We start from the raw sequence: 25,831 nt of genomic DNA on the forward strand, positions 1-25,831 counted from the left end.
AGGATGAACTATTTTTCATCGGTAAAGTGCACTTTTCGTTTTTCCCGGGCAAACTTATCGGCATTATAGCTGTCAGATTGTCCCCTGGGTATGGAGAGTGAAGCCCAGTTTTCATTGCATAGCATCTTGCCTAAAAAAACTATCTGGCCAACGTGGTAGGGATAATGGGCTAACTGGCGGTTAATAGCTTCCATAACGGTATGGCCCTGGTTGCGGATATAGATGATCTTATCCAGGTCATCGGTGGTCAGTTTATCCAATGTATCAAAAAGGCATTTCCATCCCTGTTCCCAGGTATCTAAAACTATTTGGTGGGTAGGGGTAGAAGGGGTAAATTCAGCTTCGCGGTTACGGGTAGGCTTTTCGCCATCTGTAGTAAAAATATCAGTCCACCTGGAAATCATATTGCCCGACATATGATTCACGATCATGGCAACACTGTTTGATTCTGGGTTATATTGCCAGTATAGTTGCTCATCGCTAAGCTGCCCGAATGTTTTTTCACCAAGAGATTTGTAATAGGCAAATTGCTTTTTTACGCTGGTCAAATAATCGTTTTCCATAAGTTTGAGCTTAAAGCAGAATGCACAAAGCTTAAAGCGGGTAGCTTTATTATCAATGTTATTGATTGTATTCTGTGAAATTAATCAATGGATTCTATATAAATAGACAGGAAATCTAATCTCCGATCTCCAACCTCTAATTATTTCTTCTTCAATTCCCTGATTTCGGTTTTTAACACCTGTAGCTGTTGCTGGGTTTGGCGGTTTTCGAGATAGAAATATATCGCAAAGCCCAAAAAGATCTTCCCTAACACAAACACGCCGGCAAATACCCAGCGCCATGATTTATGCAGGCGCATATGGTTCGATTCGGATTCGATAGATATGAATTGCTCGGGAGGAGTCGTTTTTTCATAGCCGTTATGCCCGTGGTCTGTCCTGAACTTAACAGGCTGGGTATAGGTTTCCCTGCGGATAAGATCATCAATCTCGTCTTCAATCTTGTCCCAGGTGCCTGGAGGAGGGGCAAGGGCCATACCTGCTGCAATTTTTTCCATGTCTATTTCCAGCTGTTTCAAGGCCTCATCTACCTCGGGATATTTGACCTTCATATACATCAGCTCCTTCACTTCGTCGTCGGTAGCTGCGCCCATTACAAAAACTTCAAGAATGCCGCTATCAATGTACTCTTTCATCGTTCCTCCCGTTCCTGATAATATTGAAACATTCCTTTAATGTTTTTCTTATTTCGTCTTCCGTTTTACTTAGTTCTTTTGCAATGTGCGATGTTGTTTTGCATTGATAATAAGCACCGAGAAAAACCTGCTGCTGCAGTGGTGTCATCTGGGCGATGTATCTATTATTTACCCAAGGCATATTTTGCCCGGCTTTCCTGTCGGTTTCATTATCGAGTGGAACAAAAAAATCAGCCAGTTTTCGACGCGCTATTATTTGCAGTCGGCAAAGTACATTTACCCCGGCTTTTGAAAGTTCATCTATTTCGTTAGGTACTTCGTTAAAAACAGCCGCGAGGTACTGTTCAGCTACCTGTTTATTTTGCACCACCTCAAAAATATAGCCCAAAAGCTTTGCCGCGTAACTGTTATAAAGGCTCCGTAAAGCCTCCGACTCGCTCCGGGCCAAGGGTGCAGATGTTTGTAACTGCGGATTCAAATTAGGGTCAATTAAAGAATATTATAATTTCAGTATTCAACCAAATATATATAAATTATGTTACAAGTTAAATGGAAATTGTGCAAAAAGTGTGAAAATGAGGTTGGTATTTCACACTCCTGAAAGTTGTATATGCTTGTAGACTAATTTTTTAAGATCCGGTCCAGATGTAACATGCCGAAATATTTGGTGTCTTATTGCTTAAAATCACAGCAACTCATTTATGCAATTAACGGATACTTTGCCAACTGAAAATAATATTAACTCTTCAGCTACATCGAAGTTGTTTTACATCGATAATTTAAAAGTCGCGCTTACAATTTTGGTGGTGCTACACCATGCTTTTATTACTTATGGCGCACCCGGAGGCTGGTATTTTACCGATAAAACCACTCATGAGGGAGCAGTTATCCCCATGACACTGTTTGTGGCGGTCAATCAGTCATTTTTTATGGGATTCTTCTTTTTTATTTCGGCCTATTTTGCGGCGTCATCATTACAAAAAAAGGGGGCTGCACGTTTTATTTCCGAGAGGTTAAAACGTTTAGGAATCCCATTGTTATTTTATTCATTTATTCTGTCGCCGGTGTTGAGCTATATCGTTTACCGTTTTGCTGAAGGGCACCAGGTCACTTACCTGCAATACCTGGGCGGTTTTGACGGATGGATTGATTTTGGGGTGCTTTGGTTTGTGGCGGCATTGTTGCTATTCAGCTTGATCTTTGTGTTGATTAGGTCAATGGTAAAACTTCCAATGCCGAGATCCGGAAAAGCACCATCAGCCTTTGTGATTATATTATTTGCAGCTGGATTGGGAATAACTACCTATATCGTACGGATAGTTTTCCCGGTAGGCTGGGTGCTTAAGCCTGTTGGTTTTCAGCTGGGGCATTTTCCTCAATACATCGCTATGTTTTGCGCCGGAATAATGGCATCTCGGAATAACTGGCTTAACAGGTTTAGTTTAAAAACGGGTAAGCTGTTTGCCTGGCTGGCAGGTTTCATGATCTTGGTGGTATTTCCGGTAATCTTTTTTGTAAAAGAAATTACTCATAGCGCTGTTGAAACCTTTAGCGGACAAGGGTATTGGCAATCATTAATGTACGCTTGCTGGGAGCAATTTACGGGTATTTTTATCATGACGGCGTTACTGATCATTGCAAAACATAAATGGGCGGGAAAGGCCTCAATAGGGAAAAGTATGTCGCGGGCTGCATTTGGAGTGTATATTTTTCATCCGCTGGTGCTGATCTCGCTTTCGGTAATCGCTATAGGTTGGCCCATGGATCCCGGTTATAAATTATTGATTGTTGGCCCGCTGGCTGTAGCAGGTAGTTTTTTATTATCGTTGGTCCTGGTGAAGGTACCGGGAGTAAATAAAATTATTTGATCCGAAATAGAACATTGCGTGTACATAAACGGACGTTTTAAAAAGTTTAATTCTGGTTAATGTATTGATTGTTAATTGTTTAAAACAATGGCACGATATGCGTGTATAATAAGATAAAGGGTGAGATTTAACCTGATTTAGTTGATCGATAGCTTTGAGATGTTGTCGACATTGCGTTCCGGGGTGAGATACGGAACGCATTTTTGTTTTTGTAGCTAAAATGAGGAGGGGGTAATAAATCCAAATGTCATTTCGAAACGAGTTACGAGTGAGAAATCTTACACGCGCAGCAGATTACTTAGTAGGGCGTATAAGATTTCTCTTTCGCCCTAATACTCACTCCCATCTCCGCTCTATCGAAATGACATCTTTATGGAAAACGTTCTACGAAAAGTAGTTACTTAAAATAAATAGGAATAAGCTTCTTAAGCAACTACTGCTTCATTTTCAAACTGTCAGCCTTCGCTTTTTCTTTCTTCTTGAAAAAACCTCTCAGGAAAAAGTTATGCTGCACGGCCTCCAGATCATCATTTAATTTAATAGATGCTGCCTGCAAGTTGTTAATGGCCGACTGTGTTTGCACTGCCGCTTTGGGATCATTTAATAATACGCCCAGGGCATTATCGGTAGTGTTGAGCTTATTGCTTGCTTTTGTAAGGTTGTTAGTAAGTGTTGAAGCGTTTGTTGCGGTTTGCTGCAACTGGGTTACTGCTTGTTTAATTTGAGCAAAGGTTGCGGTATCAGTCAGCATTTTATCGGCAAGGCCGCCTTTGGTATTTATTTTACGACTAAACTGATTAAGCTGAACTGCCATTAATGCGGCACTTTGAGTGGTAGCCTGAAGATTACGCATTGCGCCGCGCAGTTGTATGGCCATGGTACTATCGGCCAATAAAGCACCCACTGTACCTTTGCCCTGGAGTATGTTATGACTTAATGATTTAAAATCGTTAGTAATAGCCAGCAGGTTTTGGTTATTATCCTGCAGGGTTTTAAGCATATCATCGGTTGATAGCATTTTTTCTGATTGCAGAACATCCCCGTCTTCTATTACGGGAGCTTGTGCGGTACCGCCTTCAATAACGATAAGCTTATTACCTATTAAGCCATCCGACCCGATTTTGGCTTTTGCATTGCGGCGGATGTATTGCTGGGTGGCTTCGTCAACATTCATGTATACCTGAACCTCTGATGGCCCGATGAATTTGATACTGCTGATAGTTCCTACCTTAACGCCCGAAAACCAAATGGCGTTACCTTTCTTTAAACCGGCAACATCGGTAAACACCGCGCTTAGTTTTATATTTTTAACAAAGGCCTTTTGCTGACCGCCCAGGGTAAATACCCCCAATATAAATAATACGAGGCCAAGTGCAAGGAATATGCCTACTATGATCGATTTTCTGTTTTCTGCTGGATCCATGATAATGGTATATCTTATCTAAGTGTTGTTATTGTATAAAGTTGTAATCGTAAAAAGGTTTCACCCGGCTGTCGTTGGTGTTAAATACCTCTTCGAAAGTACCGGTGCGCTGAAACTGCCCGTCTAAGAGCATAGCAATCCTGTCGCCGGTTTGTTTGGCGCAGGTAAGGTCATGTGTTATAATGATGGATGATGTATTATAACGCTGCTGTACCTCGTTGATCAGGTCATTGATCTCAATACAGGTTATCGGGTCAAGACCGGCCGTAGGTTCATCATACAGCATAACCTCGGGGTTCAGGATCAGCGTGCGTGCAATGCCGATCCGCTTGCGCTGACCGCCCGAAAGTTCAGATGGCATCTGGTTAATGGTTTGTGAAAGACCAACAGCGTCAAGTACAGTTTCAACTGCAGTATTGATCTCTCCGCGGGTTAGGTTACGTTTGTTACGTACCAGCGGAAACTCCAGGTTTTTGCGCACGGTCATACTATCGTACAATGCACTGTTCTGGAATGAAAACCCTATCCTGATACGTAGCTTCTGTAGTTCATCTTCGGTAATGTGAGCTATATCCTGTCCAAATACTTTTACTATGCCTTCGTCTGCCTTAAGCAGACCCGATATGATCTTGATCAGTACAGATTTGCCCGTACCCGAACGGCCAAGTACAACAAGGTTTTCGCCCTGGTAAAGGTCAAGGTCAATACCGCGGAGCACGGCGTAATCCTGGAACGCTTTTTTTAAGCCCCTGATGCTGATAACCGGGTTGTTATGATCTGCCTGTACTGCTGCCTTTTTCATATCTCAATTAATTAGCGGAACCAGCCGGTTATCTGTACAATAATTACTTCCTCAATAAATACCAGGAACATGGCCGTAATAACCGCGCCGTTTGCTGCTTTACCCACACCCTCGGTGCCTTTATTTGAATTATAGCCCTGATAACAACCTACAATACCAATAGTAAAACCAAACACAATTGATTTGATGAGCGATGCCACAAAATCGGTAAAAGTTAAGGGTTCAAAAACTTCCTGTATAAAGGTTGTCCAGGTTGTGCCTTCGTTTTGGGTAACGTTCAAGTAACCGCCAAATAAGGCCACAAAGCCTGTATATGTTGATAAAATTGGAATTGTAAGCGTAGTTGCCAGTACACGGGTACATACCAGGTATTTAAAAGGTTTAGTGCCGGAAACTTCCATCGCATCTATTTGCTCGGTTACCCTCATAGAGCCTAATTCGGCACCAATACTTGAGCCTACTTTTCCCGAAGCGATGAGTGCGGTAACCAATGGGGCAAGTGCACGCATAATGGCTATGGATACCAGCGACGGCAGCCATGACTCGGCTCCAAATTGTGATAGGGATGGCCTTGATTGTTTGGTAAATATTACCCCCACAATAAAACCTGTAACCGATATTAGCGTAAATGAACGCACGCCTACTTCGTAGCACTGGCGTACAACCTCTTTAAGTTCAAAAGGCGGTACAAAGGCCTCTTTAAAAAAACGGAGGATAAACTGGTTTATCCGGTAAAGCGATAAAAAAAAGTCACTCAGACTTTGTTTAAGCTTTGCGAATCTTGTATTTGTATGCTTGTTTAAGCTTTGCGTATTGTCCATTCAATAGGTACTTGTATTAATATACGGTTACTTCTACAAAACCTGCCGGAGTTTGTTTGCCATAATCGTTTTATTTCATTCAGATACTTTTTGGTAACTTTTTAAATCGTTTTAAAAACATTTTGTTTGATTAGTAAAATGAAATAAAAGTATTATGTATCAGTGCTTTATTGTGCTGTTTATGACAGTAATTTAGATGTTTTTGTTAATTTAAAACTAAATAATGTAAAAAAAGTATTATATCTTACCTCTGTATTAAAAGTACATTTGATAATAAACCAATTATAAGTGCTGTAGCAAAACACCGGCCAAAATCCTCACCGGTATTAAGCGGGCAAATTATCAAATACTTGTTAATGGCAGATTAAATTACGGCTAATTAAATCCTTTTGACCATTTGGGTTAAATGTTTAAACCTATTAGTCTGCAAACCTAAAAGTTAAAATTTATATAGCGTAATACAGCCCCTAAAATATAGTTAATGAAGTGTAAAATTTTGATATGTTGCCTTATTATGCTGTATATGCCGGCATTTTTAAGCGCGCAATCAAACCCATTTCAGTTTTCAAGGCTTGATATAAACAATGGATTATCACATAACCAGGTAAACTGTGTTTATAAGGATGATAAAGGTTTTATGTGGTTTGGCACCCTATCCGGGCTTAACAAGTATGATGGCTATAATATCAAAACCTTTAAACATGCCAGTAACGATACTACTACCTTAGATGACGACTATATTGTTAGCATAACCCCCGGCCCGGAAAATAAGCTATGGATCGAAACCCGCATGGGCTTTAATATTTATGATCCTGCTACCGAAAAGTTTACCCGAAACTACAAAGATTTCCTGTTTAAAATAAAGCTGTATGATCCCTACATAGCTGCTATTAAGAGTGACCGGTTTGGTGATTTTTGGTTTTTGCACCACAATAAAAACCAGGGTATTTATAAATACGATCCTAAGACAACCCGGCTTATTAATTTGGTGCATAAGGATCATGACGGCAGTTCCATTTTTTCCAACATGGTTACCGATCTTGCTGTCGATTCGAAAAAAGGGATCTGGCTGGTGTCCAATACCGGGGTTTTAGAAAGGCTTGATCCTATTACTTACAAGGTTAACTACCGTAAAGCTTTGGGTGAGCTGCCTCCCGGCCTTAGCTCATCCTACAAAATATATATCGACAGACAAGATGATATCTGGGTATTTGTACCAAGCTACTCATCGGGCGTGTTTTATCTCAATATGCAAAAAGGCATCTTTAAACATATTGGAAAAGGTCCGGCCGGCATTGGCCTGAATACTGACGTGGTTTCTGACCTGGCAGAGGATGATCAAAACAGGATGTGGATAGCTACAGATCATGGCGGCATAAACCTGCTTGATAAGCAAACCTTCAGCTTAAGTTATATGCTTAACCGCGAGGATGATAGTAAAACCGTAGGGCAAAACAGCGTAACCTGCGTTTACAGAGATTACTCTGGCATTGTATGGTGTGGTACTTACAAAAGAGGGCTCAGTTATTACCATCCAAGCATTATCAAATTTGCGGGGTATACCCACCACCTCAGCGATCCAAACAGTTTGCCTTTTAGTGATGTAAATAATTTTGCCGAAGATAAGCTGGGCAACATCTGGATAGGAACCAACGGCGGAGGGCTTATTTACTGGAACCGTAAAACAGGCGGTTTTAAGCAATACCTGCATAATGCTAATGATAAAAATAGTCTAACCAATAATGTGGTAGTCTGCCTGTTTATTGACCATGAACAAAAGCTATGGATAGGTACTTATTATGGTGGCCTGGATTGTTATGATGGCAAAAGCTTTAAGCACTACAAGCATAATGATGGTGATGTAAACAGCATTTCTGAGGACAGGGTTTGTTCTATCATGGAAGACAGCGACCAGAACCTTTGGGTTGGTACCCTGTCGGCCGGCTTAAATAAGCTCGATAAAAACCGGCAGGTAGTGGCAAGCTATAAATTTGACGGCGATATTAGCAAAAATACTATTCATTCAAACTATATAAGTGCCTTGCTCGAAGACAGGCATAAAAATATATGGATAGTAACCGCCTATGGCGTTGATGTGCTCATGCGGAAGGATAACAAGTTTACCCATTACCTGCATGATGATAAAGATCCTAACAGCCTGGTAAATAATAACACAAATAACATTTTGCAGGATAGTAAAGGATTAATCTGGATCAGCACCCGCGAAGGGCTCAACGTTTTTAACCCGGATACTAAAAACTTTACCGCTCTTACCAAACAGGATGGCCTGCCCGATAATACCACAATAGATATTAGGGAAGATGAAAGTCGCAATATTTGGGTAAGCACGCCAAACGGGTTGTCAAATATTATTGTAGACCGAAGCAAGGCCCAACTCCAGTTTCATTTCATAAACTATAACGAAGCTGATGGTTTACAGGGACGCGAGTTCGCCGAAAACTCATCAGTAAAAACCCGCGAGGGGGAATTGATTTTTGGAGGAGGTAACGGTTTTAATATTTTTAAACCATCGGCCCTGAATTTTAATAAAGGAAGTTCGTCCCTGCTCTTTACCGATTTTCAATTGTTTGATAAAAGCCTTGATGTAGGCGAAAAGGTTAACGGAAGGGTAATATTGCCTGAGTCGATTTCCCAGCTTAAAGAAATAGTACTTAACTACGATCAGAATGTGTTCTCAATTGAATTTGCTGCGCTTACCTTCTTTAATCCGGATAAGGTAAAGCTGCAATATGCTATGGAGGGTTTTTATGATGGCTGGATCTCGGTTGATAACAAGCTTCGCAAGGCCACTTACAACCTTGAACCTGGCGATTATACCTTCAAAGTGCGGGCAACCAACAACGAGTTTTGGAACGGAAAAGAGATAGCCCTGCACATCAGGATCCTCCCGCCGTTCTGGAAAACTACCTGGGCTTATGTAGTTTATGCGTTGCTGTTTATTGGCGGATTGTTTTATTTCAGGCAGCGGGGCATTCAGAAATTAAAAGTGCAGTTCTCTATCGAAAAAGAACGGGAGGAGGCCCAGCGCATGCACGAGCTTGATTTGATGAAGATCAAATTCTTCACTAATATAAGCCATGAGTTCCGTACGCCGCTATCGCTTATCATGGCCCCGGTTGATAAGATCCTGAAGCAGGTGAGCGAGCCGGAAACGCGGCGTCAGCTTACCATGATCACCCGTAATGCCAAACGTCTGCTGAATCTGGTTAACCAGCTGATGGATTTCAGGAAAATGGAATACCAGGAGCTTAAATTGTATAAACGATCAGGAAATATCATTGCTTTTATTAAAGATCTGTCATGGTCGTTCACCGACATAGCCGACCAAAAGCACATCAGGTTTGTTTTTGATACTGATAAGGATGAGTTTGTTACCAGTTTTGATCATGATAAAATTGAGCGCATCCTGTTTAACCTGCTTTCAAATGCTTACAAGTTTACACATGAAGGAGGCCAGGTAAGCGTACTCCTTAACCTGAAGCGTAGCAACGAAGCTGATGATTACCTGTTGGAGATAAGGGTGGTGGATACAGGCATAGGGATCCCTGTTGAAAAAAGAGACCGGATCTTTGAACCGTTTTTTCAGCATGATATTCCGGGTTCCATGTTAAATCAGGGCAGCGGGATTGGGCTTTCCATTACCAGGGAGTTTGTGAAGCTGCACAACGGCGAGATCTTTGTTGAGAGCGAGCATAACCAGGGAAGTTGCTTTACGGTAATATTGCCCTTGCAAAGGGTTGATGAAACGCTGTTTACTGATACCGATTATCACTTGCAGCATAACAGCGACTTTTTGATGGACGCCGAAGCTGCAAAGCCAAATCAGCCTAAAGAGTCGCGAGATATCAAAAAGCCAACGGTGTTATTGGTGGAAGACAACGAGGATTTCAGGTTTTACATTAAAGATAACCTGAAAGATGCCTTTAATATCATTGAAGCAGAAAATGGTAAAAAGGGCTGGCAAAAAGCTTTGGCCCAGCATCCTAACCTGGTAGTAAGCGATATCAGCATGCCCGAAATGAATGGGATCGATCTGTGCCGCAAGATCAAGGGGGATTCGCGTACGTCACATATTCCGGTGATATTACTTACAGCTCAAACAGGAGAGGAGCAGCAGATCAAGGGCCTGGAAACCGGTGCCACCGATTACATGACCAAGCCTTTCAATTTTGAGATTCTGCATTCTAAAATAAAGAACATCCTCAGTCAGCAGGAAAAAATGCGTAAAACCTACCAGAAACAGGTAGATGTTGCACCTACCGAACTACAGGTAGATTCGCCGGAAGAATTGTTTATCAAAAAAGTATTGCTGCTGATAGATGCCAATATCTCCAACCCTAATTTTTCTGTCGAGGAGTTGAGCAGCGAGATGTTTGTAAGCCGGTATACACTCTATAAAAAGATCCTGCAAATGACCGGTAAAACCCCTAATGAGCTTGTGCGTTCTATGCGCCTCAAGCGCGCTGCACAATTGCTTGAAACAGGTCACCTTACTATATCTCAGATTTGCCACAAAGTGGGCTTCAAGAGCCAGAAATACTTTGTACGCACCTTTAAAGCCGAGTTTAACAGCATTCCATCAAAGTACCAGGAAGCTATGAACCAGGAGTGACCGTTGATTTTTCTCTTGATTACGCTGATTTTTTCTGAACCGGGATTAAACGGATTTTCTGGATTAATGGATTTCACTGCCGCGGGTTTAGCGATAGCGTAACCCCTGGTGTAACATCACTAAAGCTTCCAGCTTTAGTTAAGGCTCTTTTGCTTTGTCGTCGCTTTTACTGGTCGAAGTTTAGCGATAGCGTAACTTCGTCCTAAAATAAGGCAAGCATTCTGCTTGCGGAGGCTGTAATGTTCGTTCACTTTACAGGTTGTAATAACTAAGGAAAGGCAAGTTTGTATTGAAGTTAAGCTGAAAGCTTAACATATTTTAGGACGAAGTTACGCTATCGCTAAACTTCGACCAGTGGCAGAAATGGCGGAATCTTCCCTATTTCAAAATCATCTTCTTTATCTCCGGATAAATCGCTTCAGGTGATACTATTATAGCACCGAAATATCATTATAAATCATATCAATAGGTGCACATTTGTAACTATTGTAGCCTTTTTATGACAATTTTTTATATTAAATTATTGATAATTAGTTGTTTATGTGTAGTTGACATTTGTGCCCCTATTTATCCACAATCGGGCTGTTTGTTGCATATAATTTTACCATCGTTATAATCAATATTAACCACAATCATTTGCTGAGGCAAGGGTTGATATAAACCTAATAAGTAACAAACCAATTTATTAACAGGATAATCCGTCAATATTAATTGATGAAACGGAGATGTCATCGCGAGGGATAGATAAATTATTTCCGGTAGATAAGGCATCAGGCAAGGGAGGGAACGGTATTATCCAGTCTTTATAATTAAGAGCTTAAAATCTAAATAAATCAATATTAACTAACAATCAATTATGGGAAAAATTCTACGAATAGCCTTCCTGTTCTCCTTAATGTTTATGTGCGTCCGGGGGATGGCACAAAGCCAGGGAACGGTGGTGCAGGGAACGGTATCAGACGAAAAAGGCGTTACCCTGCCAGGCGTTACAATTGCCGTTAAAGATAGTAAGACAACTGTTATTACCGATGTTGACGGTAAATTCAGGCTAACCTTACCAGCCAACGCCAAAATGCTTGTTTTTACCTTTATAGGTGCAGAGAAACAAGAGGTAGTCATAGGCAACAAAACAACATTTACTATCACCCTTAAATCAACAACTACTGCGCTTACCGATGTTAATGTGGTTGCTATTGGGTATGGCTCACAAAGGCGGCAGGATGTTAACGGTGCTATATCATCAGTAAAAGCTTCTGATATAGCCAACATTCCGCAGCCAAGTATTGATCAGCTGTTGCAGGGTAAAGCTGCCGGTTTAACCATCACCCAAAACTCGGGTGCTCCGGGTAGTTCAACCTCGGTTAGGGTGCGTGGTGTTACCTCGTTAAGTTTATCAAACGAGCCTTTGTATGTGATTGACGGTGTTCCTATTTCAGGCGATGCCACCAATAAATCAACCAGTGGTCGTTCGCCGCAACTTACATCCAATAATGACGAAAACGCGGTAAGCCCACTGGCGCTGATCAACCCGAGCGATATCGAATCTATCGATGTGCTGAAGGATGCATCGGCAACGGCAATTTATGGTAGCCGTGCATCAAACGGTGTAATCATCATTACCACCAAGCGCGGTAAAAATGGTAGCGCTCGTGTGGGTTATGATGGTTATTTTGGTTACCAGGAGCAGGGTAAGTTTTTAAAAATGATGAACCTGCAGCAATACGCCGCATTGCAAAATGCTCTTGCTGATGTAATTGGTGTTCAAAAACGCGGTGAGTTTGCCGATCCGAGCCTGTTGGGTAACGGAACTAACTGGCAGCATGAAATTTTCAGAAATGCGCCGATGCAAAGCCACCAGGTATCCATTTCAGGAGGTAAAGAAGGTACGGATTATTATATTTCGGGTGGCTATTTAAGGCAATTAGGTACAATTTTAGGCAACGATTTTACGCGTTATACCATCCGCACTAATATTAATTCGCAGGTGAAGGATTGGCTCAAGGTGGGTACTACCATATCCGGCAGCCGCTCTAATCAAAATGTGTCAATTGGTGATAATAATGGGGTTATTTACGGTGCTTTGTTAAGCGCGCCGGATCAATCTGTACGTAATGCAGATGGATCGTTTTCCGGTCCGCTGCCGCAGGCCAATCAACAAGGTGGGCAAATTAACCCGGTAGCTCAGGCTTTAAGTATTTACAATAACCTGGTACGAAGCAATTTTAACGGCGGCGTTTATGCCGAAATGAAGTTTACCCGCGATCTGTCATTAAGAAGCCAGTTAAACGGCGATTTCAACTGGTCGAATGCTAAGGTTTTTCAGCCATCGTACAATTACGGGCCGCTATTTGTTAACCCAACCGCAAAACTTAACGAATACATTGCTAATACCGTTTACTGGGGCTGGCAGGAGTACTTAAACTATAACCACACCTTTGGTAAAAAGCATAATGTGACAGGTTTGTTAGGTTATGAGGTTAACGAATCAACCTGGGGCGGTGTTGATGCCGGTGTTCAGAATTTTTTAGGTAATGATCTTAAAACACTGAACCTGGGCGATGCTAAAACCGCCACTAATGGTGAGTATAAAGACGGTCAGGCACTTGAGTCGCAATTTGCCCGGGCTATCTATACTTACAATAACAGGTATAGCATCACTGCTACCATCCGCCGTGATAAGTCATCAAAATTTGCCGAAGGTCACCAGGTGGGTTATTTTCCATCGTTTGCGGTGTCATGGCGTTTATCTGAAGAGCCTTTCCTTGCCGGTATAAAAACTGTTGCCGATAATGTTAAACTTAGGGTAGGTTATGGCCAGGTTGGTAACCAGGCGGTGCCTAACTATTTGTATGGCTCGGCTTTAAATTCATTAACTACAGGTTTGGGTACCGGCTTTACCATTGACAAGGTGGCAAATCCTAACCTCACCTGGGAAACAGCTATCCAAACCGATATCGGTATCGATTTTTCTTTGTTCGGCAGGATTGAAGCCAGCGTTGACTACTTCGATAAAACATCAAAAAATTTCCTGTTCCAGGCATCGTTACCGGCATTCCTGTTAGGTCAAAGTGCAGAATATTCGGGTACAGGTGTAATTGCACCGCCTTATGTTAACGGTGGTAAATTGTATAACCGCGGCTTTGAGTTCACCATCAATTCAAGAAACATCGCCACAACAAATTTCAGGTGGAACACTACGCTGATCTTCTCAAAGTATAAAAACAAGGTTGTATCGCTTGCCAATGGTGTGCCATTCATCAACAGAAGTGTTGGCGTAAGCTTCCTGTCGTTACCGGTTACCCGTACTGTAGCAGGCGGACCTGTGGGTGAGTTTTATGGCTACGAAGTTCAGGGTATTTTCAAAACTGCCGATCAGCTGCGTAATGCGCCTGTCCAGTTTGGCCGTGCAGTGGCTAATAACTCAGCAGGTACCTGGCTGGGCGATATTCAATACAAGGATTTAAACCATGATGGCAAAATTGACGAATCGGATCAAACCAGCTTGGGTAGTGGTAATCCTAAGTTCACTTACGGTATCACCAACTCGTTCAGCTATAAATCTTTTGATCTGTCTTTCTTCCTTAACGGATCATATGGCGCTAAGATCTTTAATGTGCTTAACTATTCTATCAGCGGATTATCCGGTCTTTATCAAAACCAGCTGGCTTCAGTAGGTAATTTCTGGACACCTCAAAATCCTAATTCAAATATCCCGGCCCCACGCGGCGGTGATAATCCTAATCTGAAAAACTCCGACAGGTTTATCGAAAGCGGATCATTCCTGAGGGTGCAAAATGTGAGTTTGGGCTATAACCTGCCATTAACATGGATCAGGCACATCAAGCTTAACCGCCTTAAGGTTTATGTAAGCGGGCAAAACCTGTATGTGTTTACACCATACAAGGGCCTCGATCCGGAAATTGGATCAATAAACCAGGATGCGTTTTTAAATGGTGTCGATATCGGCAGGTATCCTTCACCACGTACCATCACATTTGGAGTTAACGCTGAATTTTAATTTTTGGATATACCTGATATGAAAAGATATATAAAATATTTATTAGGGCTAACGGTTGTAACAGGTGTTACAGCAAGTAGCTGTAAAAAGGACTTCTTTAATCGTCCGCCTCAAAGTGCCATCACTTTGGATAATTACTATAAAACTAACGACCAGGTGGTTGCCAGTACAAATGATTTGTACAGTGCGGTATGGTTTGGCTGGTGTGGTAAAGCCGGCTGGTCAATAACCGAGCTGATGGGCGGCAATGGTCGTACCTACTCATCGGATGTGGTGAACTTTGAGAATTTCTCGGTAACCGATGCCAACTTTGAGCTGGGCGGTGCATGGAACTCGTTGTACATTGTAGTGGCCCAGGCCAACGCTTTGATCAATAATTTGCCTGTAAAAGTAGGGGCAGGTGTTGATAAGGCTGTGATAAACAATGCTCTTGGTGAGGCGCACCTGTTCCGCGCTTTAGCTTACTTTCATTTGGTAAGGGCATGGGGGCCGGTTCCGATTATTGAGAATAGTTTGGATTATGTATCAAACTACCAGATCAATACCAATCCTATCCCCGATGTTTACAAATTTATTGTTAACGATTTGAAGTTTGCTGAGGATAACATTACTAAAATGGGGCCGCGGAGCGGTAAATCATCAGGCCGTGTGTCAAGCGGATCGGCATCAGCATTACTTGCCAAAGTTTACCTGTATATGCAGGATTATCAAAACTCACTTGCCGAAGCCAACAAGGTGATCAGCAGCGGCGAGTTTAAATTATACGGTGTTGATGTAGCCGGTAAAACCTTTGCCGATTTGTATTTGACAGCTAATAACAATAACGAAGAGTCAATTATTCAGTTACAATGGTCGGCCACGGGCGGTTACGGAAAAGGTAACCCGCAGCAGGCTTCCTTTGCTTACAATTCAGTAATAACCGGTACGGGCGATGGTTATGGTGTATTAGCACCAACATTTGACCTGCAGGATATGTATGAATCGGGCGATTTGCGCCGAAAAGCTACTATTATGCTTCCGGGCGATCATTATCCTGAAATAAACCAGGCCACAGGCGGTTACACCTTACCCGATAATGCCAGCTCGCAAGGCACGCATGCCCAGGTTAAAAAATATGTAGTTGGTACCCCTGCAGATAACGGAGGTTTGGGCGCGGCACAATCTGCCGCGAACAATACCTACATGATGCGTTACGCCGAAGTTTTCCTGGTCAAGGCCGAAGCCATCATGGCCGGTGCTAAAACAAGCAGCGATCCGGAAGCTTTGGCAGCCATTAATAAAATCCGTAACAGGGCAGGTTTAGGTAACCTAACCACTATTAAACGTGGATACTACCTGGCAAACCCTGCGCTTAAACTGGCAGGAGCACCGGCTAATACACCCAAAGAGCTTTACCGTGACGATATACTGGACGAAAGAAGACGCGAATTTGCTTTTGAAAATGATTTCTGGTTTGACCTGGGCCGATTGGATGGTTATAACGTAACCACCCATCCGATAGCCGTTAGCATTATCAAAAACCAGGACAGAGGAACATCTGATAACAGCACACCGCCGCAGCGCTACGGTAACGAATATAATTCAATAGTTAGCGATGCCAATTTCAGGCTACCGTACCCAGCTACCGAAGTAGCATCAAATCCTAAATTAAAAGACGCACCGGTACCTTATGTATTTAAATAATCAAACCATGAAAAAGATATTTCAACAATCCAAATCATTTTACTGGATGCTATCGGTTTTGATGGTGTTTGGTATGGCTTCGTGCCGTAAATATAATGACAGGGGTACCGGCGGTACTGGCGCCCCTAAAATTACCCGGGTAAGGTATATCAGTAAAACAGATACTATTAAAAATGTATCGCACCCGGTAAACCTCGATTCGGCCAACGTTTATGATGATATCAAGCAGGTTAAGTACGATTCGACAGTAACCCAGGGCCGTTTGAATACGCAGTACGCTATTGTTGGTGAAAACCTGCTGAATACCACGCATGTATATTTTAATGGGACTGAAGTGTATTTTAACGCGGCTTTGGTAACAGATAAAATTATTATTGTTAGTATAGGTTCAGACGTGCCTTTTGGCCCAAGCCAATCAAACAAGTTAACAGTTGTCACCACGCAGGGTAAGGTTGATTATAATTTCAGCATAGCACAGCCGCCTCCGGCAATTACCTCCTTTGTGCCGCTTGCAGCAGGCGCGGGTGATATCGTAACCATAACAGGTAGTGTATTTAATGATGTTATCAGTGTTAAGTTTGATGATACCCCTGCCGAAATTGTAGGCACGCCAACAACTACCGAAATAAAAGTTAAAGTACCAGTGGGGGTGGTTCAAGCTTTTATATATGTTACTACGGCTGGCGGCACAACTAAATCGGTAGCTTCATTTGGCTTTAAATATTTAATTTATGGCGATGACCTTACGCTGTACTGGGGCGGTAACGGCGGGGGCTATGACGGCTACGGCAGTACCCGGGATTATGCCAGCACAGCTCATGTAAAACGTGGCACACACGCTATTGCCGTTAATGTTGATAATGGTTATGGCGCATTGCAAATAGGTTATGGTGGCGCTACTTTAAATGTCGCTACATCGGGTTTGAAATCTATAAAAGTATCTATCTATGGCGGTACAAACTTCAAAACCGGCGATAGGGTACAGCTTGTTGTAAATGGCAATTACCCGGGGGCCGTGCCGCTTACTATTGTCCCTGGTGCCTATACGGATTTTACTATTCCGTTAAGCAGTTTGGGCAATCCGACAACGATATCTGAAATCACTTTTCAAACCTTAGGAGTTGGGGCACCTGCCACCTTCTATGTTGACGATCTTGGGTTTATCTAAATTTTATCGGGTCGCTGCCGTGCAAACGACGGCGACCCTGACTTTAAAATTTAACAGCATGAAAATTTATAGCTTAATAACCTGTATGGTACTATTGCTGCTGGCAGGCAAAGTACAGGCCCAAAAGAACCTGATAACCAACGGCGGTTTTGAAGACGAAATGTACGGCTGGAATGATGCCGGGGTTAAGCTTACCCCCTGGGATGTGAAAACCGGCAAAAGTAGTTGTGCTATTATTACTACTAACGCTGCAAGCTGGCTTGGTATTGATCAGTTGGTTACTATACCTAAAAAAGCAGGCAAACTTGAATTTAGCGCATGGCTTAAAACAATCAACGTGATAAAAGGGAAAGACGACTGGAATGGCGCGGTTTTCAGCGTTGAGTTTTTGGATAAAGCGGATAAAAAGACTGGCGACGGGGTGAACATAGTTACACTAACCGGCGATCATCCCTGGGAGTTGGCTTCAAAGGAGGTCTTGATACCTGCCGGCGCAGTGCGCTTTAAATTGCTTTTGGCAATGGGTAACGCTACAGGCACATTTTTAATTGATGATGTTGCCGTGAAGGCGATAATGAGCGATGGGGTAACAAAAAATTAATAATAAATTGTGTAAACGTTATTTTGTTGATATAAAAAGGTTAAATTAGTATCATCAATTAGCAAACTTTATTAGTGGGATTTTATGATGACAAGTAATGTAATGCGAGAGATAACTCCGCTAACGCCAAGTGATTGTTTTACTATTTTTTCGAGGGTGAAAAAGAAATTTGACTTTCCGCTCCATTATCATGACGAGTATGAGCTCAATTTAATTATCAATGCCAAGGGGGCCAAAAGGGTGGTGGGTGGCCACATTGAGGTTATTGAAGAAGTGGAGCTGGCGCTGGTTGGTCCTAATTTATATCACGCCTGGTTTACGCACCAATGCCAGAGCGAAGATATAACCGAGGTTACTATTCAGTTTCATAAGGATCTGTTTGATGAGAAATTTCTGAAACGCAATCAGTTAAGTTTTGTGAAGAGTATGCTGGAGCGTTCGCAAAGAGGGATTTCCTTTTCGCCGGAAACGATTTATGCCCTTAAGGACAGGATAACGATGCTGGATAAAAAGAGCGGTTTTGATTCTGTACTGGAGCTTTTGTCTATCCTGCATGATTTGTCAATTTCCCGTAACATGAAAATGTTGTCGGATCCGAGCTTTACCAACGAGAAGTTTTATTACAACAGTCGCCGTATTGAGAAAGTGTTTGAGCATATGAATGTTAACTATAATAAGCAAATTACCCTTGCCGAAGTAGCTAAAATTGCCAATATGCCCGAAGCTTCATTTAGCAGGTTTATCAAAAAACGCACGGGTAAAACCTTTATCGATAGCTTGAATGAGATCAGGCTTGGGCATGCTTCCAGGATGCTTATCGATTCAACTACTACCGTGGCCGAAATTGCTTACAAATGCGGGTTTAATAATATCTCCAACTTCAACAGGATCTTTAAGCGTAAAAAGATGTGTATCCCTAAAGAGTTTAGAGAAACCTATACCGGAAACCGTGTATTTATTTAACTGCGCTGGCAGTTAAAACTTTATTAGCCTGTTGATAAAGTTAAATATAAGGTTAAAAAAGTATTATAAAATTGCTGATAATAAATTCATTTTTGATTAATGCCAATTAGGATCAGAATTTTCAAAATTTAAGAATTTTCAGAATGCTTAAGCACATCCCTATCAGCCTTTATGTACTGGAATATTTTAATTCTGTTAATTCAAAAATTCTATAAATTCTGATTCAGACAAGATGAAGTTACACTTACTTGATGTTGCCATTATAGTTTTATACCTGCTGAGCACCATTTTTATTGGTTTGTGGTACCGTAAAAAGGCCCGCGAAAACAAGGAGAGCTATATGCTGGGCGGCAAATCTTTACCCTGGTATAAGCTGGGTTTAAGCGATGCCTCCGATATGTTTGACATCAGCGGCACTATGTGGATGGTAAGCCTCTGCTTTGTTTATGGCATGAAAAGCATCTGGATCCCATGGCTTTGGCCGGTTTTCAACCAGGTGTTTTTAATGATGTACCTGTCGCGCTGGCTTCGCCGGTCAAACGCGGCTACCGGTGCCGAATGGCTGGCAACACGCTTCGGTAAAACCGGGCCGGGGGTAACAGGCTCAAATGTGGTGGTTATCGCTTTTGCGCTGTTAAGTTGTTTTGGCTTTCTGGCTTACGGATTTATAGGTTTAGGTAAGTTCATTGAAATATTTATTCCCTGGGATTTGGTTAAGGCTTACGTGCCTTTCAGCGTAGCACCTCAGTATGTGCCGCATGTGTACGGGATCATATTTACGCTGTTCGCCATGTTTTACTCTATTATAGGCGGGATGCACAGTATTGTGCTGGGCGATATGATCAAATACGGCATTATGACAGTGGCCTGCGTATGGATCAGCTTTATTGCTGCCGGGAAATTACAGGGAAACCACCTCAATGTACCTGATGGCTGGTACAGCCCTTTCTTCGGTAAAAACCTCGGCCTCAGCTGGACGGGGATCATCAGCGAAGTAAACAGTAAGATCAAGTCAGACGGTTACTCGCTGTTCGGTTTGTTTTTCATGATGATGACTTTTAAAGGTTTCTTCTCGGCGGTAGCCGGACCGGCGCCTAATTATGATATGCAAAAGATCCTCTCCACCCGCTCGCCCGAGGAGGCCAGCAAAATGAGCGGCTTTGTAAATATCATCTTGCTGCCTATCCGCTATGCACTTATTATAAGTTTAACCATACTCGGCGTTCTTTTTTATCACCAAATGGATTTGAAAGATGCCAAAGGTGTTATCGATTTTGAACGCATTCTGCCGGCTGTTATCAATAACTTTTTGCCGGTTGGTTTGGTAGGCTTGCTGCTGGCTGGTTTGCTTGGGGCTTTCATGAGCACCTTTAGTGGAACCATGAATGCGGCGCAGGCTTACATTGTGAATGATATCTACCTTAAATACATCAACCCAAAGGCATCAACCCAAAAAATCATTACTGCCAATTACCTGGTAGGCGTTTTTGTGGTGGCGGTAGGCGTGATATTGGGCTTTTTTGTAAAAGATGTGAATAGTGTGCTGCAATGGATAGTATCGGCACTTTATGGCGGTTATATAGCCAGCAACGTACTTAAATGGCATTGGTGGCGCTTTAATGCCAACGGTTTTTTTTACGGGATGCTTTCGGGGATCTTATCAGCAATGATCTTCTCGCTTATTATCCCTTCGGTTGAGTTGTTGTACTGGTTTCCGGTGTTGTTTGCTATTTCGCTGGCAGGATCGGTTATTGGTTCGTACGCTACAGCGCCAACAGACATGGGCGTGTTGCGGTCGTTTTATACAACGGTGAGGCCCTGGGGTTTTTGGGGACCTGTAAAGGCAATTGTTATGGAGGGCGATCCGTCATTTGTGCCCAACAAAAACTTTAAGCTAAACATGTTCAATGTGGTAATCGGCACCATTACACAATGCAGCCTTACCATACTGCCCATGTACCTGATACTGGCACAAAAAACATCCCTCATAGTTACCATAGCCATACTGGTGGTCACTATTACTATACTGAAGAAAACCTGGTGGGACAAACTAAAAGATTATTGATAAAAGATATATATGACGCAGGAATTTAACCAAAGGCTCATTCAGTTACAGGCCGAACAAGCGCAATTAATTAACCGGGAAAACGAGGTTGAGGAAACAGGCAACGGTATTTTTAGCCGGTTTAAATACCCTGTGCTTACAGCGGCTCATACTCCGCTTGAGTGGCGGTACGATCTTGACGCCAAAACCAATCCCCACTTGATGGAGCGCTTTGGTATCAATGCTGTTTTTAACGCCGGAGCCATAAAATTTAATGGCAAATACCTCATGGTGGCACGCGTTGAAGGGGCCGACCGTAAATCATTTTTTGCGGTGGCCGAGAGTGCCGATGGTATCAATGGTTTTAGATTCTGGGATTACCCGATCGAATTGCCTCAAACCCATGAGCCCGACACTAATGTGTATGATATGCGCCTTACCCAGCATGAAGATGGCTGGATCTATGGTTTGTTTTGCACCGAGCGTCGCGATCCGGAAGCGCCGTCGCATGATCAGTCAATGGCGATAGCAGCCTGTGGTATTGCCCGTACAAAAGATTTGGTTAAATGGGAGCGCCTGCCCGATCTGAAAACCAATTCGCCCCAGCAGCGTAACGTGGTATTGCATCCCGAGTTTGTTGATGGTAAGTATGCCTTGTATACCCGTCCGCAGGATGGTTTTATCAGCGCAGGTACCGGTGGCGGCATAGGTTTTGGTTTGTGTGATACTATGGAGAATGCTGTGGTTGATCAGGAAACCATCATCCACAATAAAAACTACCATACCGTTTACGAAGCTAAGAACGGCCAGGGCCCGGCACCAATTAAAACGGAAAAAGGCTGGCTGCACCTTGCGCATGGTGTGCGCAATACAGCTGCAGGTTTACGCTATGTGTTGTATATGTTCATGACGGATACAAATGATCTTACCAAAGTGCTGTATCAGCCGGCCGGCTACTTTTTGGCCCCGGTAGGCGAGGAGCGGATAGGCGATGTATCAAACGTAGTGTTCTGCAACGGCTGGATAGCCGACGAGGATGGTACTGTGTATGTTTATTATGCATCCTCAGATACCCGTATGCATGTGGCCACCACCACCATTGATAAACTGATTGATTATGCCATGAACACGCCGGAAGATGGTTTGCGTTCGGCTTCATCGGTGCAGGTAGTGTATAATATTATTGATAAAAATAAAGGGTTAGGTCAGCTACAGGAAGCCAGCGCCTGAAGACTTAGACTCTAATTATATATAATTCTTCATCTTTCAAAGGAGGGGTAGGTGCGATTCTCCTTTTGAGAGGGGTGGAGGGGTGTGTTCTTTTCACGCGACGAGACACAGGCTAAATACCTAACTATTTACTAAACAATCTAAAACCATACACCGATAGCAGCGGATTAAAACCTGCGTGCCACTTATCCTAAAGGAAATGTGGAGGTGGTGTGCCTGTAAACTATGACAAATAACACGCTTCACTCATCAAACGCTATTTCAAAAGATCAGCTCGCTACACTCAGCAACGAGCTAACAGACGAGTTGAAAAACATACTCAACTATTGGCTCAACCACACAGTTGATGAAGTTAACGGCGGTTTTTGGGGTAAGATAGATAACGGGAACCAGGTTACTCCCGATGCCGCGAAAGGTTCCGTGTTAAACGCACGGATCCTATGGAGTTTTTCGGCTGCGTATAATCAAAACCCTGATGAGGCTTATTTGCAGGCAGCAACCCGGGCATATGATTATATGAAGGTCTGTTTTGTTGACGATGAGTTTGGTGGTGTGTATTGGTCGGTTAGTTATAAGGGCGATAAGCTTGACACCAAAAAGCAGGTATATGCCAATGCTTTTACCATATATGCATTAAGTGAATATTATTTGGCCTCAAAACTGGAAACAGTAAAAGAGGAAGCCATCGGCCTGTATCGCCTTTTGGTTGATAAAAGTTACGATCAGGATAAAACAGGTTACTTCGAAGCCTTTACCCGCGACTGGCAGCCGCTCGGCGATCTGCGGCTGAGCGCCAAGGATGCCAACGAAAAAAAGACAATGAATACCCACCTGCATGTACTTGAAGCTTATACCAACCTGTACCGTATCTGGCCTGATGGTGAGCTTAAACAGCAGATAGAGATCCTGATCAATAACTTCTTTGATTATTTTATTGATGCTGAAACCGGGCACCTCGTGCTGTTTTTTGATGAGGACTGGAACCGCAGGTCGGACACGGTATCATACGGGCACGATATTGAGGCTACCTGGCTCTTGCTGGAAGCTGCCGAAATTATTGGCAATCAGGAAATGATTGCAAAGATCAACAGCATTTGCATCGCGATAGCAGAAGCAACTATACATGGTTTAGATACTGATGATGGCCTGTGGTATGAATATGAACCAGCTGGCAATCATCTCACTAAAGAAAAACATTGGTGGGTGCAGGCCGAGGCAATAGTTGGTTTTTACAACGCCTGGCAGATAAACGGCAATGATAAATATCTTCAGTTAGCACTTAATAACTGGGCTTTTATAAAAGATAAAATACTGGACAAACAAAACGGCGAATGGTTTTGGGGCATCAGGGCTGATGGCAGCATAATGCCTGGCGAAGATAAAGCAGGGCTATGGAAATGCCCCTACCACAACAGCCGTGCATGTATTGAAATTATTAATCGGATAAAAATATTGAAATGAAATTATTAAAAACACTCATAGCGGTACTGCCGCTCGCCCTCCTGATCACGGGGGCATGTAAAAAGGGCAGCAAACCCGCGCCGGATCCAACGCCTGTTGTCGTTGACCCTGGTAATGGTGGCGCAACAGGCCCAATCACGGCACCAACGGATCCTTCAGTGGCGGCAACACAGGGCTTTTTCCTTGACGACTGGCAGGGGAAGACTTTCAGCAAGCCGGCAACTGTTGATGCTGCTAAACCAACAGCCAGCACATCTATAACTGTTACGGCAGATTTTAGCCAGGTAGTATCAAAAGTATCCAAATACATGTTTGGTAATAACATTAATCCTTTTACCGGGCAATACACGGATGCGGGTACAGTGACCAATATTACTAACCTGTCACCAAATATCATTCGTGCGCCGGGCGGGAGTTTGTCTGATATTTACTTCTGGGATTTAGCTGCTTATGGTAAACCTGCCGATGTACCTGATCATCCCCTTAAACCCGATGGCTCGGTTGATACCCAAACAGGTTACTGGAGTGGTAACGTAAATGATAGCTGGTCGTTAAGTTTAAGCAATTATTACAGCCTGCTGCAAAAAACAAATACTACCGGTATCATCACCGTAAATTACGCCTATGCCCGGTACGGCACCAGCAATGATCCGGTGGCTACTGCCGCGCACCTGGCCGCGCAATGGGTACGTTACGATAAAGGCAAAACCAAATATTGGGAAGTTGGCAACGAGTGCTATGGCAACTGGGAGGCTTGTTACCGCATCGACGTAAGCAAGAATAAAGACGGTCAGCCGGCAATAATTACCGGCGATCTGTATGGTAAGCATTTTAAGGTTTTTGCCGATTCGATGCGTAAAGCGGCCGCTGATATCGGGGCAATCATAAAAATTGGCGCTGTGCTGCATGAAAGTGTCGATAATTCAAATCCCACTATTGTAGCTAACTGGAATCCTGGTGCATTAGGGCAGATAGGTGACAAGGCCGACTTTTTTATAGTGCATAATTACTATACTAATTACAATGAAAATTCAAACGCGCTGACTGTCCTCGAAACTGCTCCGGCATCGTCAAAAACAATGATGGATTATGTTAAGGGAGCCATACAAACAGCTGGTGTGTCCCAAAAGCCAATCGCACTTACCGAATGGAATATATTTTCATCGGGTTCAAAGCAGCAGATCTCAAACATTGCGGGGGTACACGCCGTAATGGTTTTGGGCGAAATTATTAAAGATCAATATGGCCAGGCCAGCAGGTGGGATCTGGCAAATAGCTGGGATACTAATCATCCGGGTGACGATCATGGTTTGTTCAGTATCGGTCAACCAGATGCACCTGATTTTACCCCAAGGCCAGCATTTTATTACCTGTATTATTTTCAGAAGTATTTTGGCGACAGGATGATCAGTTCGTCTGTTAGCGGAAGTGCGGATATTGTGAGTTACGCTTCATCCTTCAATTCGGGCGAAGCAAGTGTAGTATTAGTTAACAAAAGCACAACCGACCAGGTAGTGAGCATCAACTTTAAAAACTATTACACTGGTAGCAATTACTATTACTACACCCTTAAGGGCGGCGCCGATAACGGTGAGTTTTCAAGTAAAGTGTTGGTGAATGGCAATGGGCCGGCAATAGCCTACGGCGGCCCGTCTAATTATAAAGCTATCGCGGCGAGTTCAACCGGTACCAGCGGAGGGATCAAAGTAAGTGTGCCGGCAAGGGGAGTGGTATTTTTGGTGGTAGATAAGAAATAAGACATATGAATATGGCTTATGTTTAGTTTTGAAAGCATTAATTTGGATGTTGCACAGGGGATCAAGTTTCAGAACCCAGACTTACGAAGTTTTTAAAACTTCGTAAGTCTTCTTCGGCTTTGCCTGCGTAATAACACAGATACATCATTTAAAAGAACAGT

General features: G+C 42.9%; 17 protein-coding genes. 11 read left to right on the top strand and 6 right to left on the bottom strand.

Going from position 1 to position 25,831, the window contains the following annotated elements; all coding sequences use genetic code 11:
* Positions 1-8: 8 nt before the first annotated feature.
* The 3 genes from AC1DUD_RS16555 to AC1DUD_RS16565 all read right to left on the bottom strand — a co-directional run bounded on the left by AC1DUD_RS16555 (position 9) and on the right by AC1DUD_RS16565 (position 1,676).
* Positions 9-563, bottom strand: a complete 555-nt coding sequence (locus tag AC1DUD_RS16555; RefSeq protein WP_477376258.1) for a DUF1572 family protein — start codon at positions 561-563, stop codon at positions 9-11.
* Between the two features lie 140 nt (positions 564-703).
* Positions 704-1,198, bottom strand: coding sequence for a hypothetical protein (locus AC1DUD_RS16560; RefSeq protein ID WP_477376260.1), 495 nt, complete (start codon positions 1,196-1,198; stop codon positions 704-706).
* A complete protein-coding gene (locus AC1DUD_RS16565) occupies positions 1,182-1,676 on the bottom strand; it encodes a sigma-70 RNA polymerase sigma factor region 4 domain-containing protein (RefSeq protein WP_477376262.1) in 495 nt (164 codons plus the stop codon). The genes AC1DUD_RS16560 and AC1DUD_RS16565 overlap by 17 nt, the downstream gene beginning before the upstream one ends.
* 223 nt (positions 1,677-1,899) lie before the next feature.
* Between AC1DUD_RS16565 and AC1DUD_RS16570 the strand changes: the two genes are divergently transcribed.
* A complete protein-coding gene (locus AC1DUD_RS16570) occupies positions 1,900-3,066 on the top strand; it encodes an acyltransferase family protein (protein ID WP_477376264.1) in 1,167 nt (388 codons plus the stop codon).
* 433 nt (positions 3,067-3,499) lie between these two features.
* Here AC1DUD_RS16570 and AC1DUD_RS16575 read toward each other — a convergent pair whose 3' ends face one another.
* From AC1DUD_RS16575 to AC1DUD_RS16585, 3 genes are read right to left on the bottom strand one after another with little or no spacing between them, the layout of a single operon-like run.
* Positions 3,500-4,489: an MlaD family protein gene (locus AC1DUD_RS16575; RefSeq protein ID WP_477376266.1), complete on the bottom strand. Its 990-nt coding sequence runs from the start codon at positions 4,487-4,489 to the stop codon at positions 3,500-3,502.
* Positions 4,490-4,517: 28 nt separating this feature from the next.
* Positions 4,518-5,291: an ABC transporter ATP-binding protein gene (locus tag AC1DUD_RS16580; protein WP_477376268.1), complete on the bottom strand. Its 774-nt coding sequence runs from the start codon at positions 5,289-5,291 to the stop codon at positions 4,518-4,520.
* 11 nt (positions 5,292-5,302) lie between these two features.
* Positions 5,303-6,112, bottom strand: a complete 810-nt coding sequence (locus AC1DUD_RS16585; RefSeq protein ID WP_477376270.1) for an MlaE family ABC transporter permease — start codon at positions 6,110-6,112, stop codon at positions 5,303-5,305.
* Between the two features lie 523 nt (positions 6,113-6,635).
* Here AC1DUD_RS16585 and AC1DUD_RS16590 point away from each other — a divergent pair.
* From AC1DUD_RS16590 to AC1DUD_RS16635, 10 genes are all read left to right on the top strand, one after another.
* A complete protein-coding gene (locus AC1DUD_RS16590) occupies positions 6,636-10,745 on the top strand; it encodes a two-component regulator propeller domain-containing protein (RefSeq protein ID WP_477376272.1) in 4,110 nt (1,369 codons plus the stop codon).
* Positions 10,746-11,601: 856 nt separating this feature from the next.
* On the top strand, positions 11,602-14,763 hold the full coding sequence (locus AC1DUD_RS16595) for a SusC/RagA family TonB-linked outer membrane protein (RefSeq protein ID WP_477376274.1): 3,162 nt from the start codon (positions 11,602-11,604) through the stop codon (positions 14,761-14,763).
* 18 nt (positions 14,764-14,781) lie between these two features.
* Positions 14,782-16,446 (top strand): RagB/SusD family nutrient uptake outer membrane protein, encoded by a 1,665-nt coding sequence (locus AC1DUD_RS16600; protein WP_477376277.1) that lies wholly within the window; start codon positions 14,782-14,784, stop codon positions 16,444-16,446.
* Positions 16,447-16,453: 7 nt separating this feature from the next.
* On the top strand, positions 16,454-17,614 hold the full coding sequence (locus AC1DUD_RS16605; protein WP_477376279.1) for a hypothetical protein: 1,161 nt from the start codon (positions 16,454-16,456) through the stop codon (positions 17,612-17,614).
* Positions 17,615-17,672: 58 nt separating this feature from the next.
* Positions 17,673-18,215, top strand: a complete 543-nt coding sequence (locus tag AC1DUD_RS16610; RefSeq protein ID WP_477376281.1) for a carbohydrate binding domain-containing protein — start codon at positions 17,673-17,675, stop codon at positions 18,213-18,215.
* 102 nt (positions 18,216-18,317) lie between these two features.
* Complete coding sequence (locus AC1DUD_RS16615; RefSeq protein ID WP_243481660.1) at positions 18,318-19,178, top strand: AraC family transcriptional regulator; 861 nt, start codon at positions 18,318-18,320, stop codon at positions 19,176-19,178.
* A gap of 232 nt (positions 19,179-19,410) precedes the next feature.
* On the top strand, positions 19,411-21,243 hold the full coding sequence (locus AC1DUD_RS16620; RefSeq protein ID WP_477376284.1) for a sodium:solute symporter family protein: 1,833 nt from the start codon (positions 19,411-19,413) through the stop codon (positions 21,241-21,243).
* A 12-nt stretch (positions 21,244-21,255) separates the two neighbouring features.
* Positions 21,256-22,452, top strand: a complete 1,197-nt coding sequence (locus tag AC1DUD_RS16625; RefSeq protein WP_330861385.1) for a glycoside hydrolase family 130 protein — start codon at positions 21,256-21,258, stop codon at positions 22,450-22,452.
* A 225-nt stretch (positions 22,453-22,677) separates the two neighbouring features.
* A complete protein-coding gene (locus AC1DUD_RS16630; RefSeq protein ID WP_477376287.1) occupies positions 22,678-23,913 on the top strand; it encodes an AGE family epimerase/isomerase in 1,236 nt (411 codons plus the stop codon).
* Positions 23,910-25,670 carry an alpha-L-arabinofuranosidase gene (locus AC1DUD_RS16635; RefSeq protein ID WP_477376289.1) on the top strand — a complete coding sequence of 587 codons (1,761 nt, stop codon included), beginning with the start codon at positions 23,910-23,912 and terminating at the stop codon, positions 25,668-25,670. Before AC1DUD_RS16630 ends, AC1DUD_RS16635 begins: the two co-directional genes overlap by 4 nt.
* Positions 25,671-25,831: the final 161 nt, after the last annotated feature.

Source organism: Mucilaginibacter sp. P4_A11 (assembly GCF_056402535.1).